This is a genomic window from Kitasatospora sp. NPDC127067 (assembly GCF_042724755.1).
Lineage (GTDB): Bacteria > Actinomycetota > Actinomycetes > Streptomycetales > Streptomycetaceae > Kitasatospora > Kitasatospora lactacystinica.
Genome location: NZ_JBHXEM010000177.1, coordinates 1 through 15,081, shown reverse-complemented (window position 1 = coordinate 15,081; position 15,081 = coordinate 1). Strand labels below are relative to the sequence as shown.

At 74.7% G+C, this 15,081-nt stretch carries 16 protein-coding genes; 9 read left to right on the top strand and 7 right to left on the bottom strand.

The window, feature by feature from the left end; translation table 11 throughout:
• The coding region (locus tag ACFWJ4_RS38090) for an LLM class flavin-dependent oxidoreductase (protein ID WP_380553064.1) at positions 1-652 on the bottom strand (652 nt) is incomplete at its 3' end.
• A 220-nt stretch (positions 653-872) separates the two neighbouring features.
• Between ACFWJ4_RS38090 and ACFWJ4_RS38085 the strand changes: the two genes are divergently transcribed.
• From ACFWJ4_RS38085 to ACFWJ4_RS38055, 7 genes are all read left to right on the top strand, one after another.
• Positions 873-1,886, top strand: a complete 1,014-nt coding sequence (locus ACFWJ4_RS38085; protein WP_380553061.1) for a 3-oxoacyl-ACP synthase III family protein — start codon at positions 873-875, stop codon at positions 1,884-1,886.
• Positions 1,883-2,626 (top strand): glycosyltransferase, encoded by a 744-nt coding sequence (locus ACFWJ4_RS38080; protein WP_380553059.1) that lies wholly within the window; start codon positions 1,883-1,885, stop codon positions 2,624-2,626. The genes ACFWJ4_RS38085 and ACFWJ4_RS38080 overlap by 4 nt, the downstream gene beginning before the upstream one ends.
• A 163-nt stretch (positions 2,627-2,789) precedes the next feature.
• Positions 2,790-4,343 (top strand): AMP-binding protein, encoded by a 1,554-nt coding sequence (locus ACFWJ4_RS38075; RefSeq protein ID WP_380553056.1) that lies wholly within the window; start codon positions 2,790-2,792, stop codon positions 4,341-4,343.
• Positions 4,340-5,491, top strand: a complete 1,152-nt coding sequence (locus tag ACFWJ4_RS38070; protein ID WP_380553053.1) for a cytochrome P450 — start codon at positions 4,340-4,342, stop codon at positions 5,489-5,491. The genes ACFWJ4_RS38075 and ACFWJ4_RS38070 overlap by 4 nt, the downstream gene beginning before the upstream one ends.
• Positions 5,491-6,378: an NAD-dependent epimerase/dehydratase family protein gene (locus ACFWJ4_RS38065; protein WP_380553050.1), complete on the top strand. Its 888-nt coding sequence runs from the start codon at positions 5,491-5,493 to the stop codon at positions 6,376-6,378. Before ACFWJ4_RS38070 ends, ACFWJ4_RS38065 begins: the two co-directional genes overlap by 1 nt.
• A 152-nt stretch (positions 6,379-6,530) precedes the next feature.
• Positions 6,531-7,838, top strand: a complete 1,308-nt coding sequence (locus ACFWJ4_RS38060) for an aldehyde dehydrogenase family protein (RefSeq protein ID WP_380553048.1) — start codon at positions 6,531-6,533, stop codon at positions 7,836-7,838.
• 87 nt (positions 7,839-7,925) lie between these two features.
• Complete coding sequence (locus ACFWJ4_RS38055) at positions 7,926-8,699, top strand: maleylpyruvate isomerase family mycothiol-dependent enzyme (RefSeq protein ID WP_380553047.1); 774 nt, start codon at positions 7,926-7,928, stop codon at positions 8,697-8,699.
• A gap of 245 nt (positions 8,700-8,944) precedes the next feature.
• Here ACFWJ4_RS38055 and ACFWJ4_RS38050 read toward each other — a convergent pair whose 3' ends face one another.
• Positions 8,945-9,445 carry a SitI3 family protein gene (locus ACFWJ4_RS38050; RefSeq protein WP_380553045.1) on the bottom strand — a complete coding sequence of 167 codons (501 nt, stop codon included), beginning with the start codon at positions 9,443-9,445 and terminating at the stop codon, positions 8,945-8,947.
• On the bottom strand, positions 9,423-10,052 hold the full coding sequence (locus ACFWJ4_RS38045; RefSeq protein ID WP_380553043.1) for an ArsR/SmtB family transcription factor: 630 nt from the start codon (positions 10,050-10,052) through the stop codon (positions 9,423-9,425). The genes ACFWJ4_RS38050 and ACFWJ4_RS38045 overlap by 23 nt, the downstream gene beginning before the upstream one ends.
• 57 nt (positions 10,053-10,109) lie before the next feature.
• Here ACFWJ4_RS38045 and ACFWJ4_RS38040 point away from each other — a divergent pair, with 57 nt between their 5' ends.
• Both ACFWJ4_RS38040 and ACFWJ4_RS38035 read left to right on the top strand, forming a co-directional pair.
• Positions 10,110-10,505 (top strand): hypothetical protein, encoded by a 396-nt coding sequence (locus ACFWJ4_RS38040; protein ID WP_380553041.1) that lies wholly within the window; start codon positions 10,110-10,112, stop codon positions 10,503-10,505.
• Entirely contained in the window at positions 10,451-11,014 is a 564-nt protein-coding gene (locus ACFWJ4_RS38035) for a S41 family peptidase (protein ID WP_380553039.1), read from the top strand. Before ACFWJ4_RS38040 ends, ACFWJ4_RS38035 begins: the two co-directional genes overlap by 55 nt.
• Positions 11,015-11,072: 58 nt before the next feature.
• On the opposite strand, the gene ACFWJ4_RS38030 is transcribed toward ACFWJ4_RS38035, so the two are convergent.
• The 4 genes from ACFWJ4_RS38030 to ACFWJ4_RS38015 form a co-directional block, all read right to left on the bottom strand.
• Positions 11,073-11,327: a hypothetical protein gene (locus ACFWJ4_RS38030; RefSeq protein ID WP_380553036.1), complete on the bottom strand. Its 255-nt coding sequence runs from the start codon at positions 11,325-11,327 to the stop codon at positions 11,073-11,075.
• A gap of 51 nt (positions 11,328-11,378) precedes the next feature.
• On the bottom strand, positions 11,379-13,067 hold the full coding sequence (locus ACFWJ4_RS38025; protein ID WP_380553067.1) for an ABC transporter ATP-binding protein: 1,689 nt from the start codon (positions 13,065-13,067) through the stop codon (positions 11,379-11,381).
• A gap of 86 nt (positions 13,068-13,153) precedes the next feature.
• The gene (locus ACFWJ4_RS38020) at positions 13,154-14,143 is read right to left on the bottom strand and encodes an ABC transporter permease (protein ID WP_380553033.1); all 990 of its coding nucleotides are present in this window, start codon (positions 14,141-14,143) and stop codon (positions 13,154-13,156) included.
• The coding region (locus ACFWJ4_RS38015; RefSeq protein WP_380553030.1) for an ABC transporter permease at positions 14,140-15,081 on the bottom strand (942 nt) is incomplete at its 5' end. The genes ACFWJ4_RS38020 and ACFWJ4_RS38015, both read right to left, overlap by 4 nt.

Genomic DNA, 15,081 nt, shown 5'->3' with positions numbered 1-15,081 from the left:
GCATCTGGCCAACTCCACCCCGCCCACCCCGATGTGCGGGCCGCGGGCGTGGGGGGCCTGTTAGTGCGCGCGGCCCCCGGCGCCCCCCGGCCCCGCCCCCGCGAGGGGGGGCGGCCCGCGGCCAGAACCCGCCGATCCACACCGGCGGACAGGGCCGCTGCGCGGTGGCGGGCAGCAAGGTCACGTCCCGGACCTCGTAGTGCCGGCCGTGGTGGTCCACCGCCTCGCCGGACCAGAAGCGCCTCAACAGCTCCAGCCCCTCGTCCAGTCGTTCGGCCAGGAGGCGCGGTTCGGAGGTGTCGCCGAAGCTGAGGTATTCGTCCTCGATCGGACCGCCCAGGCCGGCGGCGAAGACCACCCGGCCGCCGCTGAGGACGTCCAGGGTGGCGACCTGGCGGGCGAGTTGCTGCGGTCGGTACCGGGGGACCGGCGTCAGCAGGGTGCCCAGCCGGATCCGGGAGGTCGCCAGCGCGGCCGCGGTCAGCAGCATCCAGGGGTCGGCGAACGGACGCCCCTGGTGTCGTCGATGCAGTACGTGGTCCCAGACGAACAGACCGTCCCAGCCTGCCTGTTCGGCGGCGGCGGCCACGGTCGCGACGTTGCGGGGGTCGGCGAAGTCACCGAAGTTGGGGATGTTGACGGAGAAGCGCATTCCAGCAGGATGCGCAGCGGCCCCGGAGCGGGCAAGAGGCGTGCCCCATCAGGGTTCCCGAGCGCCCGGGAAGTCACCCGGGTCCTGGCGTCAGCGGCTTCACGAGGTAAGACGAGCCCGACAACCGTCCACCTGCACAGACGTGATCGGGTAGCGGAACGGGCCGCTCTGAGTACCCGTACTCAGGCCGGCCCGGCCGTGATCGCCGGAGCATGAAGGCATGCAATCAGCAGCGATACCGCGGATCGGCATCACCGCCGTCGGCTCCCACCTGCCGGCCCGCCGGCTCACCTCCCAGCAGCTTCAGGACGAGATCGCCGCGGGCGGGCGACTCGCCCTGCCGGAGCGGATGTTCGAGAAGGCGACCGGGATCCGCAGCCGGCACTTCGCCGCCGACGACGAGTACGCCTCCACCCTCGCCGTCGGCGCCGCCCGGCGCGCCCTCGACACCCGCGGGCTGCATCCACGGGACGTGGACCTGCTGCTGTTCGCCTCCGCCACCCGGGACGTCTGCGAGCCCGCCACCGCCCACATCGTGCAGGCCGAACTCGGCACCCGGGCCCACGCGTTGGACGTCAGCAACGCCTGCAACAGCTTCCTCAACGGGATCGACCTGGCCCGGGCGATGATCCTGGCCGGACGGGCCCGGCGCGCCCTGGTCGTCACCGGGGAGACCCCCAGCCGGGCCATGCGCCGCGCTCCTGCCGGCATCGCGGAGGTTCGCGACGGCTTCGCCGGCTACACCTTCGGCGACGCCGGGGCGGCCGTCGTCGTCGAGGCCGTCGAGCGGGGCGGCATCCTCGACATCGAGAGCGCCACCGCCTCCGAGCACTGGGAGGCCGGCGGGATCCCCGGCGGCGGGTCCCGGCACCCGCGCGGCGACGAGCACAGCTACTTCCGCGGCGGCGGCAAGGAGTTGCGCGGCATCTTCGAGACGATCGGCCCGGCCGTTCTGGCCCGGCTCGCCGCCCGCACCGGCCTCGGCTGGGACGACTACGCCCGCGTCCTGGTGCACCAGGTGACGCTCCCGTACCTGGAACGTTTCGTCGAGCTGACCGGGGCGCCGGCCGGGAAGCTGGTACTCACCGTCCCGGAGATCGGCAACGTCGCCAGCGCCACCCTGGGCGTCCAACTCGACCGGACACGCGACACGCTGGCCCCCGGGGACAAGGTCCTGCTGGTCGGCCTCGGCGGCGGCGTCAGCCTGATGACCATGGTCTGGGAGGCGTCGTGAGGACCGATCTGTGGGTGGTGGTCCCCGCCTACCAGGAGCAGGACCGCATCGACGGCGTGCTGCGCGCCCTCGCCGCCCAGCGCGACCGCGACTTCACCCTCCTCGTCGCCGACAACGGCTCCACCGACGGCACCGTCGCCACCGTCCGCGCGTTCGCCGCCCGCGCACCGTTCCCCGTCGAGGTGCTGGTCGAGCCGGAGAAGGGCGTCGGCTCCGCCGTGGACACCGCCTTCCGCCACGCCATCGCCCACGGGGCCACCCTGCTCGCCCGCACCGACGCCGACTGCCTGCCCGAACCCGGCTGGACCGCCGCCGCCCGGGCCGGCCTGCTGGACAGCGGAGGGCTCGTCTGCGGCCGGGTCACCGCCCGCCGCGACGAACACGGACCGGCCGGACGCGCGGTGTTCCTGCTCCTGGTCGCCCTCGGCGCCTTCTTCGGCCGGATCCGGCCGGCCCACCACCGCCGGCACGGCTACCTGACCCCGTACCGGATGCACGCCGGCAACAACATGGCGATCACCGCCGAGCTCTACCAGGCCGTCGGCGGCATGCCCCGCCGGCCCTCCCCCACCGACCGGGCGTTCCTCAACGAGGTCCGCCGGCACACCACGGCGGTGGTGCGCCGCCGCGACATGGTGGTGCAGAACTCCACACGACGGATCCGCGCGTACGGGGTGGTGGGCACGGCGCGCTGGTACCTGGAACGCGGAGCCGGACCGCGCCCCGTCGACGTCCGCTGAGCCGGCATCCAGGCATTCAGGCATCCATCGGACCGGCCGTCGTCGACCGAACCCGCCGGCGGCCGCCCGGGACCGCCGGGGCCGCCGGGGCCGCCGATTCCCATCGCGGCGGCCCTCGCAGCCGCCCACCCAGCCCACCTCCGCTCCCCGAAAGCAGCCCTCCGTGCTCGACCGCCTCGCCCACGCCCTGCGCACCGACCACCCCGAGCGGCCCGCCGTCCTGCGCCAGACCGCCCTGGGCACCGTCCGCCCGGTGATCCGCCGGGGCGAGCTCGCCGATCTGGCCGACGGCTACGCCGCCGCCCTGCACGCCCACGGCCTCGGCTCCGGCTCTCGCTCCGGTCCCGGTCCCGGCCCCGGCCCCGGCCCCGGCGCGACCGTCGGCGTCGCCGTCCGCCCCGGCCCGCGCGCGCTGGCCGTCATGCTCGCCGCCCACCGGCTGGGCCTGCGGATCGCCGTCCTCGACCCGACCGCCGGACCCGACGTGCTCGCCGCCCGACTCGCACTGGCCCGCCCCGATCTCGTCCTCGCCGACGCCGCCGCCCAGGCCGTCGCCGGCTGGGCGGGGCCGCTGGCCCGCCGCGCCGACCTCGCACTCCCCCGGCTCACCGCACTGGGGCCGGTCGCCACCCTCGGCCGCCGCCTGCCCGGCTGCGCACCCCGGCTGCGCCCGGCGGACACCGCCCCGCCCGCTGATCCGCCGGCCGCCCCGTCCGAGGGCGACGGCCACGGCCACGGCCACGGCCACGGCAGCGAGGACGCGGTGATCGTCTTCACCTCCGGAACCACCGCCCGACCGCGCGCCGTCGTCCACACCCGCGCCGGCCTCGCCGCCGGGCTGGGAACCGTCGCCGACCTGGTCTGCCCGCGCCCCGGCACGGTCGTCCTCGGCGGCACCTTCTTCGTCCTCGTCCCGGCACTCGCCGCCGGCGCCGCCGTCGTCCTGCCCGCCCGCCGCCCCGCCGCACTCGGCCGCCAGCTCGCCCGGCTCTCCCCCGCCCACACCTACCTCACCCCGCCGCAGCTGCGCGCCGCCCTCGCCGCCGGGGCCCGCTTCACCGGCCGGGTCTGGACGGGCTCCGCCCCCGCCGACGCCGCCCTGCTGCGCCGGGTCAAGCGGTCCGGCGCCGACGAAGCGTGGAGCGTCTACGCGCTCACCGAACTGTTCCCCGCCGCCGCGGTCGAGGAGGCGGACAAGAGCGCCCACGACGGGAACGGCGACCTCGTCGGCCACCCGCTGCCCGGCGTCCGGGCCCGCCTCGCCGAGGACGGCGAACTCCACCTCACCGGGCCCGGCGCCCGCCACCGCTACCTCGGCGAGGAACCCGACCCGTGGATCCGCACCGGCGACCACGCCGGCCTCACCCCCGACGGACGGATCGTCCTCGCCGGCCGCCTCAAGGACATGGTGCTGCGCCACGCCGAGAACATCTACCCGGGCCTGTACGAGCCCGCGCTGCACGTACCCGGCGTCGAACTGGCCGTGCTGGTCGGTGTTCCCGACGGGAACGGGGACGAACGGCTGGTCGCCCTCGTCCAGCCCGCGCCCGGCACCGACCCGCGGCACCTGCGCGCCGCCCTGCGCGGGCCGCTCGACCGCATGGGCTCCGCCCGCCCCGACGCCGTCCTGTTCGGCACCGTCCCGCTCGCCGGCCGCTCCCGCAAACCCGACCGGGCCGCGGCATCCGCCCACTGCGCACAGGAGTTGGCCCGATGAACCCGTCCGACCGCACGACCGCCACCGCGACGCCCACCGAACCCCTCTCCGGGACCAGCACCGCCACGGACCTCGCGTCCCTCGCCGCCGCCTCCCGCCGGGCCCGGCGCCGCGACCGACGCGTCTACCTGCACAGCCACCCCGTGCTCTTCGCGCTGCTCTGCGCCACCCGTCGCCGCCCGGTCCTGCGGCTCGGCCGCACCCTGCTGGTGCACGGCGCCGACGCCTACCACGAGGCCCTCACCCGCGTCCCGCTGCACCGCACCGCGCCCGGCACCACCGGCGGCGCGGCGGCCCGGCTCACCGACGGCGGCGCACTGTTCGACCAGGACGGCGGCGAGCACCGCACCGCCCGCCGTACGCTGGCCGCCGGCGTCGACACCAGCGCCCGCGCCCGGATCCGCCCGCTCTGGCAGGCCGTCCTCGCCGAGCGCGTCCCCGACCTGGCCACCGGGCACCTCGAACTCGTGGACCTCGTAAGGGAACTGGCCGGAACCACCGCCGCCGCCCTCACCGGTGCGACCGTCCCGGCACGTCGACTCGCCGACGCCGCAGCCGAGGCGGCCGCCGCTGCCGCCCGCGACCACCTGCCCGGACCGCGCCCGGGCCGTGCCCGCGCCGCGGCCGAGGCGGTCGACGCCGCTGCCCGCCTCAGCGCCCTGCTGCCCGATCCGCGTGACGCCATGGTCGCCGTCGCCGCCGTCAACACCACCCTCGCAGCCGTCCCCCGCGCCGTCGCCTGGTGCGCCGACGCCGGCCTGTGGGCGGCCGTCGACGGGGCCGGCGCGCCCCGTCTCGCCGCCGAACTGCTGCGCCTCACCGCGCCCTCCCCACTGCTGCCCAGGGCGGCCGCCGCCGACGCCACCCTCGCCGGTCACCGGGTGCGCCGCGGCGACCGGCTGATCCTGGTCGCCCGGCACGCCGCCCACGCCCACCACCGCGCTCCGAGCCCGGACCCGGCCGCCACCCAGGCCGTCTTCGGCACCGGCCCGCACGCCTGCCCCGGTGCGGGCCTGGCCCGCGCCCAACTCGCCGACGTGCTCCTCGCGCTGGCCCCCCACCGCCCGGTCGTCGCCCGTGCCCGCGTCGACCGCCGCTGCGCCCTGCCCGGCTACGCCGAACTCACGCTCCGCCGAGGACGGTCCTGATGCGCATCGCCGTCACCGGCGCCTCCGGATTCTGCGGCGCCCACCTCGCCCGCACCGCCGCCGCCCTGGGCCTGGACGTCATCTGCCACGGCCGCCGCCCCGGCCCGGTCGGCCGCCACCTCGGCTGGGACGCCGCCGCCCACGACCCCGACTTCACCGGCGCCGACCTCGTCGTCCACTGCGCCGCCGCCGTCGCCGACCTGCCCCCGGGCCACCCGGCCGAGGCCCACCAGCGCACCGTCAACGTCACCGGCACCGAGCGCGTCCTGCGCGCCGCCGCCGGCCGCCCCCTCGTCCACGTCAGCAGCGCCAGCGTCTACGACCCCCGCACCACCGCCGCCGTCCTCACCGAGGACCACCCCACCACCGCCGGCCACCTCAACGCCTACGGCCGCACCAAGGCCGCCGCCGAACGGCTCGCCCTCGCGGCCGGTGCCGTCGTCCTGCGCCCCCGCGCCGTCTACGGCCCCGGAGACCCGCACCTCCTTCCGCAGCTGCTCGGCCGGGCCCGGTACGGCCTGCTGCCGCTGCCCGGCCGGGACCTCCCGCTCAGTCTGACCGCCGTCGCCAACCTCACCGACGCCTGCCTGTCCGCCCTCGGCCTCACCGGCGCCGCGCCCTGGGCTCCCGGCGCCTACAACGTCGCGGACGCCGCCCCGTACCGGCGCGACGACGCGCTGCGCCACATCCTCACCGTCCACCGCCGCCCCGCCCGGATCGCCCACCTGCCCGCGCCGCTCGTCCGCCTCGCCGCCCGCACCTCGGTGGTCCCCGGCCTCACCCCGTACACCGTCGACCTCCTCACCCGCGGTGTCGTCCTCGACCTGACCCGCGCCCGCGCCCAGGGCTGGCACCCCGCCCACGACCTGCGCGACTACCGCCCCTGACACCTGTCCGGGCGAACGGGGGATGCCGGGAGAATCGCAGGAGGATGCTTGACAAACTCAACCTTTCATCCCTAGGGTCGCCATTGCTTCAGGTAGTGAAAAATTTCTACCCGCAAGCACCGGCTCCCCACCTCAAGACCGCGAGACCCCTCATGACTGACGCCATCCCCACCGTGGTCGCCCGCCTGCGGGCCGAATTCTCCACCGGCCGGACCAGGCCGCTCACCTGGCGCCTCGACAAGCTGGCCGCCCTGCGCGCCCTGCTCACCGAACAGGCCGAGGCGTTCCAGCGGGCCCTGCACACCGACCTCGGCAAGAGCGCCGCCGAGGCCTACCGGACCGAGATCGGCTTCACGCTCAACGAACTCGACCACACCGTCGCCCACCTGGCCGAGTGGCTGGACCCGAAGCCGGCCGCCGTACCGGAGGTCTTCCGCCCCGCCGAGGCCCGGGTCGTCCGCGACCCCCTGGGCGTGGTGCTGATCATCGCCCCCTGGAACTACCCGCTCCAGCTCGCCCTGGCCCCGCTCGTCGGCGCCCTGGCCGCCGGGAACACCGCCGTCCTCAAGCCCAGCGAACTCGCCCCCGCGACCTCCTCGGCCATCGCCGAGCTGCTGCCGCGCTACCTCGGCGAGGAGGCCGTCGCCGTCGTCGAAGGCGCCGTCCCGGAGACCACCGCCCTGCTGGAGCAGCGCTTCGACCACATCTTCTACACCGGCAACGGCGCCGTCGGACGGATCGTCATGACCGCCGCCGCCAAGCACCTGACCCCGGTCACCCTGGAACTCGGCGGCAAGAGCCCGGTCGTGGTCGACCCCGGCACCGACCTCGCCGTCACCGCCCGGCGGATCGCCCGCGGCAAGTTCCTCAACGCCGGACAGACCTGCGTCGCCCCCGACTACGTCCTCGCCGTCGGCGACACCGCGGCCGGCCTGGAACGCGAACTGGCCGACGCCGTACGGGAACTGTTCGGCGAGGACCCTGCCACGAGCACGGAGTACGGGCGCATCGTCAACGAGCGCCACTTCGACCGGCTCACCGCGCTGCTCGACGACGGACGCACCGTCACCGGCGGCGGGCACGACCGTGCCACGCGCTACCTCGCCCCGACCGTCCTCGCCGACGTGCCCGCGACCGCCCCCGTGATGCAGGCCGAGATCTTCGGCCCGATCCTGCCCGTCCTCACCGTCCCCGACCTCGACGCGGCGATCGCCTTCATCAACGAGCGCGACAAGCCGCTCGCCCTCTACGCCTTCACCGAATCCGCGGACACCAAGCGGCGACTGACCGAGGAGACCTCCTCCGGCGCGCTCAGCTTCGGACTCCCGGTCTCGCACCTGGCGATGCCCGACCTGCCCTTCGGCGGCGTCGGCGAGAGCGGCATGGGTCGCTACCACGGCGAGTACTCGATCGACACGTTCAGCCACACCAAGGCCGTCGTCGACAAGCCCCTCGGCTGATCCCGACCCTGCCCTCTTCTCCACCCTCACCCTCGCCACCGGACCGCTGGTCCCACCGGCCCCTGAATCCCTCCGGAGCAACCGTCCATGACCCCGAACGAGCACGTCGACGCCGTGGCCGCCGAGACCCACAGGTTCGCCACCGCCGTACGCTCCGCCGACCCGGCCACCCCCGTCCCCACCTGCCCCGACTGGACCCTCGCCGACCTCCTCCGCCACGCCGGCAGCGTCCAGCGCTGGTTCACCGTCCTGCTGCGGCAACGCATCCAGACACCACCCACCAGCCGGGACGTCGACCTCAAGCTCCCCGAACGGGCCGAGGACTACCCGGCGTGGCTCACCGAGGCCGGTGCGGAAGCGGCCGCGACGTTCGCCGAGACCGACCTCGACGCCCCCATGTGGGCCTGGGGCGCCGACCAGCACGCCCGCTTCTGGGTGCGCCGGATGCTCTTCGAGACCCTCGTCCACCGCGTCGACGCCGAACTCGCCCTGGGGCTCGGTCCCGAGATCGACCCGGACCTCGCCGCGGACGGCGTGGCCGAATTCCTCACCAACCTGCCGCACGCCACCCTCTTCGCCCCGCACACGGCCAAGCTCCGCGCCGCCGACCGCACCCTCCGCTTCACCCGCACCGACGGCGACGGCGACTGGCTGATCCACCTGCGGCCCGACGGCTTCGGCTTGGCCCCCGCCGACACGACCGCCACCGCCACCACCGCCGACGCCGACGCCACGGTCTCGGCCACCGCCGCCGACCTCCTGCTCCTCCTCTACGGCCGCACCGACCGCTCGGCACCCGGGATCACGGCCTCCGGGGACGAAGAACTGCTGGACCTCTGGTTCACCAACTCCGCCTTCTAGGCCCGAACCCCCGGCACGACGGCCCGCGCCGACGCCCGGCGCGGGTCGCCGGGCAGGCGGCCGGCGGTCGGACGCACCGGGATCCCGCCGAGCTTCGCAGCGCGCAGGCGGACGGCCTGCGGGTCGGTCAGTGCTCCCGCCGGCCGGGGTCGGGCAGCCGGATCCACGTGTCGGCGGGCCCGGTGACGGCGCGGGCGTCAGTCCCTTCGCAGACGATCGCACGGGGGTCGGACAACCCGGTTCGGTCAGTCCTCGTGGACGAACTCGTGCGTCCGGCGGCGGTAGGGCCCCGAGACGGTGGCAAGGCGGTCCGGCGGCCAGATGTCGGACCGCTCGCCGAGGATCAACTCGCCGTCCCGGCGCACCATCCAGACGTCCTCCTGGTCGAGGTGCAGAACCGCGTCGCCGGGCACCTGCGCGAGGAGGGCGTCGGACAGCCGGATCATGTCGTCCTGCTGGCCGGAGACATCGGTGTCCTTCCCGAGCCGGAAGGCGACCGAAACGGTCGGGGTGAAGAAGCGGCCGCCGATCCGGGGATCTCCCCAGCGGGTGGGCTTGAGCGGGGTCACCCGGATCCAGGTGCCGTGCGCCGTGAGCGCGCCGCCCGCGAGCAGCGTGTCGACGGTCGCGGGGACGGCGGCGGGGACGGTGAGGAGCCGCATCGGCCGGGCGACGTCGACGAGCCTCCGGGCGACCCGGACCGGGGCCCACGGGGTCACCAGCTCAAGGCTGTAGGAAATCGCCATGGAATCCGTCCTTCTCCTCCTCCACGGGTGGCGGAGGAGTATGGGCGCCGCGAGGCCGGGCGGCACCGGAGGTGCCGGTGGTGCCGGTCGGCAGCGCCTGCTGATAGAGCGCCACCAGCACGCCGTGCAGGGGCTGGCCCTCCGCGTCCTCCTCGGCCTCGTCGACCAGTTCGGTGAGGGCCTCGCCGAGTTCGCTCGCCTTCGCGGGACTGAGACGCAGGTGGCGCAGTGTCAGGTGGGTCTCGGCGGGAGAGAGGTCCAGCTCCTGGGCGACCGCGGCGAACATCGCGGCGGTGCCCGCCGCTTGAGGTTCGGCGACGACCATGTGGCGGGCCGTGCGCTGGTAGTACTGCTCGGTGCCGCCGCGGACCTGGCGGGTCTCGACGACGCGGACCAGCCCGGCGTCGCGGAGCACTTTGAGGTGGTGGGCCACGTTGCCCTTCTTGGCGTCGAGCTGCGCCGCAAGCTGCCTGATGGTGGCAGGCCGGTGGCCCAGGGCGAAGAGCAACCGCTGACGCAACGGGTGGGAGAGCGCCGCGAACTGCTCGGGCGCACCGATCTCCAGAACTTCCTCGGAAGGCGGCGGGTAGGACGGCTGATCACGCATACCGAAAGTGTCTGAACTCTTTGACGCTTTCGCAAGGGCAGTGCTCTCCTCCCTGCCATGACGACTACGACGAAGCTTCAGCCCGCCCCTGTCATCGACGAGACGGCCCGGCTGCTGACCGAGCACTACGTTTTCCCCGACATAGCCGAACAGCTCGCCGGCCTGCTGCGACGACGCCTCACCGAGGGCGCCTACGACGTCGACGGCACCGAGGAGCTCGCCCGGCTGGTCACCGCGGACCTGCAATCCGTCAACGGCGACCGGCACCTGAGGCTGAAGCACCACGCCGAACCGGTCCCCCCGAAGCAGGGGGAAGCCAGCAGGGACTCCATGCGCCGGGACTTCGACACCTCGCTGGCGGTGCGCCCCGGGTTCAGTTGCTCGACGGAGGCGTCGCCGTGGTGGAGCTGGCACCGATGCTGTTCCCGCTGGAGTGGGCCGCCGAACCGCTGAGCGCCGCGCTCACCCTGGCCTCCCGCGCCCGGGCGCTGATCGTGGACCTTCGCGCCAACCGGGGCGGCGACCCGGACACGGTCGCCTTCGTCTGCAGTTACCTCCTCGACGAGCGCACCCACCTCAACACCATGCACTGGCACGGCGGCGGGCGCAGCGAGCAGTCCTGGAGCCTGCCGCATGTTCCCGGCGCGCGCTTCGGCGGCAGCAAGCCGTTGTACGTACTGTCCAGCGACAGCACCTTCTCCGCCGCCGAGGAGCTGGCGTACGACCTCCAGCAGCTCGGCCGCGCCGTAGTCGTCGGCGAGCGCACCCGCCGCGGCGCACATCCGTGCCAGGGCTGGACCGTGCACCCGCACCTGGAAGCCACCGTCCCCGTCGGCCGCGCCGTCAACCCCGTCTCCCGCACGAACTGGGAGGGCACCGGTGTCCAGCCGGACGTCCCTTGCGCCGCCGGCGACTCCCTCGACCGCGCTCACGCCCTGGCCCTCGCCCGCCTGGCAGGCTGACCCGGCCCGGCGCATCGGCAGTACGGCAGCGGTACGGCTGGGCCGGAAGGCCCATTGCCTACCGGTCCCTCCCCTCAGCAGTCCGCTCCATTGCGCCCGCCTCGGCCGGCGCGTCGGACTCGCGCGTGCCGTTCAGGCGGATGCCTCGCATCGAGGCCCACATCACCAGGGCGCTGCCGCACACCACGCCACAGTCGGCGAGGTTGAAGACCAGCGTGAATTTCACAAGCCCACCGAGGGCCTCTGTCGGATCGCTCCCCGAGAAATGTGTCAGCGCTATCTGTTTGGTGACGAAATCCGCCGCCAGCAGCACGCAGCCGGCCCGCACCCCGTGGGGTGCGGGCCGGTCCGGGGCCGGGGTCGGTCAGGCGCCGGCGGTTGCCAGTCGGGCGTGGCGTCGGGCGGTCGCCTCGACCGGGTCGAGCACGGGTACGGCGGCCAGCAGGCCCTTGGTGTAGGCGTGCTGGGGCGAGTCGTACACGGCGTCGGCGTCGCCCTGTTCCACGATCCGTCCGGCCCGCATCACGGCGACCCGGTCGCTGACCTGCCGGACCACGGCGAGGTCGTGGGCGATGAAGACCAGTGCGAGGCCGAGGTCGCGTTGCAACTCGCCCAGCAGCTCGACCACTTGGGCCTGCGTGGTGACGTCCAGCGCGGAGACCGGTTCGTCGCAGACGATCAGTCGCGGCTGGGGCGCGAGCGCCCGGGCGATGCCGACCCGCTGCCGCTGCCCGCCGGAGAACTCGTGCGGATAGCGGTGGTACCAGTCGGGGTCGAGCCCCACGCGTTCGAGGAGTTCGCCGACCCGGGCGCGGATGCGGCGCTCGTCGCTCTCGCCGGCGATGCGCAGCGGGTCGGCGACGGACTCCCCGATGGAGCGGCGCGGGTTGAGCGAGGACACCGGGTCCTGGAAGACCATCTGCAGTTCCCGCCGGAGCGGGCGCAGTTCCTTCTCCCCGAGCGCGCCGATGTCACGGCCGCGGTAGTGGAGCCGGCCGCCGGTCGGTTCCAGCAGCCGGACGAGCATCCGCCCGAGCGTGGTCTTTCCGGAGCCGGACTCGCCGACGATGCCCAGGGCCTCGCCGGCCCGCACGGTGAGCGAGACGCCGTCCACGGCGGTGACGGGAGCGGCGCGCCGGGTGAGGCCGCCCCGGGTGGCGAACTCCCGGCGCAGGTCGGTGGCTTCGAGCAGGACCTCTCCCCCGACCGGCGCGGCCGGTCGGGTCGGCCCAGTCGGAACGGTCAATGCGGTCGACACGTCCGGAGCGCCGGGTGCGTCGACCCGGGGCACCGCCGACAGCAGCGCGCGGGTGTACGGCTCGCGCGGAGCACCCAGCACCTCGGCGACCGGGCCGTGTTCCACCGCCCGGCCGTCCTTCATCACCAGCACCCGGTCGACGCTCCCGGCGACCACGCCCAGGTCGTGGGTGACCAGGACCAGCCCGGCCCCGGTCTCCGCGCGCAACTCGTGGAGCAGGTCGAGGATCTGGGCCTGGACTGTGACGTCCAGCGCGGTCGTCGGCTCGTCGGCGACCAGCAGCCGCGGCTCGCAGGCCAGGGCCATCGCGATCAGCACCCGCTGGCGCATGCCGCCGCTGAACTCGTGCGGACGCGAGCGCGAGCGGCGGGCCGCGTCGGCGATGCCGACGCGGTCGAGCACCTCGACGGCCCGGGCCCTGGCGTCCCGGCGGGAGACGTCCCGGTGGACCCGGACGACCTCGGCGATCTGGTCGCCCACCGCGTAGTAGGGGTCGAGCGCGGAGAGCGGGTCCTGGAACACCATGGCGGCCAGTCCGCCGCGCAGGCGCCGGAGTTCCGCGCCCTCGGCGGTGACGGCGTCGACGCCGGCGACCCGGACGGTGCCGCCGATCCGGGCTCCGGTCCCGCGGTGCAGGCCGAGCAGTCCGTAGGCGACGGTGCTCTTGCCGGAGCCGGACTCGCCGACGATGCCGAGTGCCTGTCCGGCCTCCAGGGTGAAGCCCACGCCGTCGACGGCGCGCACGTGGCCGTCGCCGACCGGGAAGTCGACGACCAGGTCCCGGACGTCGACCAGGGGTTCGGCACCCGGTGACTCGGCACCCCATGGCTCGGCACCCGGAGACTCGGCGACCAGGCGCTCGGCGCCCAGCGGTTCGGCGCTCACGTCAGGACCACCCTTCGGTCGGACACCGCGTAGAGCACGTCCGCGATGACGTTGGCGAGGACCACGCAGAACCCGGTGACGAGGGTGAGGCCGACGACGGTCGGCAGGTCGATCAGGCCGACCGAGGTGACCAGCAGTTTGCCGAGCCCCGGGAGGCCGAAGAGCGACTCGGTCAGCACGGCGGACCCGAACATCGTCCCGAGGTCGATGGCGGTGAGCGCGATCACCGGGGTGAGCGCGCCGCGCAGCGCGTGCCGGGTCACCAGGCGCCGCTCGCTGACGCCGTACGCCCGGAAGGTCCGGATGTGGTCGTCGGCGAGGGCCTCCAGCATGGACGAGCGGGTCAGCCGGGCGTACTTGGCGGACTCGATCAGGGCGAGCGAGACCCAGGGCAGCAGCAGGCCCCAGAACCACTGCTGGGGGTCGTCGGTGAGCGGTGCGTAGCTCGGGAACGGCAGCCACTGGAGCTGGGCGCACAGGACGATGAGCAGTACCAGGCCGATGATGAACACCGGGATGGAGCTGCCGGCCAGGGTCAGGCCGGTCAGCAGGCGCTCGCTGAGCCGGCCCCGGCGCAGCGCGGAGACCAGCCCGGTGCCGACCCCGAGGACGAGCCAGAGCACCATCGCGCCGAGCGCGAGCGAGGCCGTGACCGGCAGCCGGGCGGTGATCATGTCGGTGACCTGCTCGCCGCTGCGGTAGGAGACGCCCAGGCAGGGCGCCGGGCAGTGCAGCAGGCCCGTGCCGGCGCTGAAGTCGCGGCCGGCGACGATGCCCTGGAGGAAGTGGGCGTACTGCAGGTGGACGGGGGCGTCGAGGCCGAGCCGTTCGCGCACCTGGGCGACCTGGGCGGGGCTGCACTTCTCGCCGCAGGCCAGCTGGGCGGGGTCGCCGGGGGCGATGTAGAAGACCGCGTAGACGATCAGGGAGAGGGCGAGCAGGACGCCGAGCATGCCGACGGCCTTGCGGAGCAGGAAGCGGGTCATGCGGTGGCCTCCTCGGCGCCGCTCGAAGAACCGGCAGTCGCCGCAGTCGCCGCACCGGCGCCGCCCCGCGCCGTGCCGACCCGCAGCCGGGAGGCCGCGCGGGGGTCGAGCTCGGTGCGGACGGCGTCGCCGAGCACGGTGAAGGCGAGCACGGTGACGAACAGCAGCGCCGACGGCAGCAGCACGTACGTCGGGTCCGCGCGGAACCAGGTGGTGGCGCCGGAGAGCATCTGGCCCCAGGAGGAGGTCGGCGGCTTGACGCCCACGCCGAGGAAGGAGAGCCCGGCCTCGGCGATCACGTTGGACGGGAGCAGCACCGCCGCGTAGGTGATGACCGGCGCCGCCAGGGAGGGCAGCAGTTCCCGGCGGGCGATGCGCCACCGGGTGGCGCCGGCGAGCCGGGCCGCGGCGACGTAGTCGAGCTGCCGGAGGCTGAGTGTCTGCGCCCGGACGATCCGCGAGGTGCCGGCCCAGCCCAGCAGCCCGATGACCAGGGTCAGCAGGAGCGGGCGGGGGAATCCGGAGGGCACGACCGCCATCAGCGAGATGGCGAAGACCAGCGAGGGCAGCGCGAGCATCACCTCGGTGGTGTTGCCGATCAGCTGGTCGAGCAGCCGGTTGCCGAGGCCGGCGGTGAGGCCGAGCAGGACGCCGATCGCGACCTGGACGAGGGTGGCGCCGACGGCGACGAGCAGCGAGATCCGGGCGCCGTGGACGAGCCGGGCGAACACGTCGCGCCCGGTGCCCGGTTCGACGCCCAGCCAGTGCTCGGCGCTGACGCCGCCGAAGGAGCCGGTGGGCACCCCGCCGGCCGCCGAGTCGAGCAGGTCGTTGTGGTAGCTGGTGGGGGTCGCCGAAGAGCGGGAAGTCGTGCGCCATGCCGGTGAGCGTAACCCCCGGGGGTTCGCGGGCCGCGTGCGGGCGGGTGCGCGGGCGCT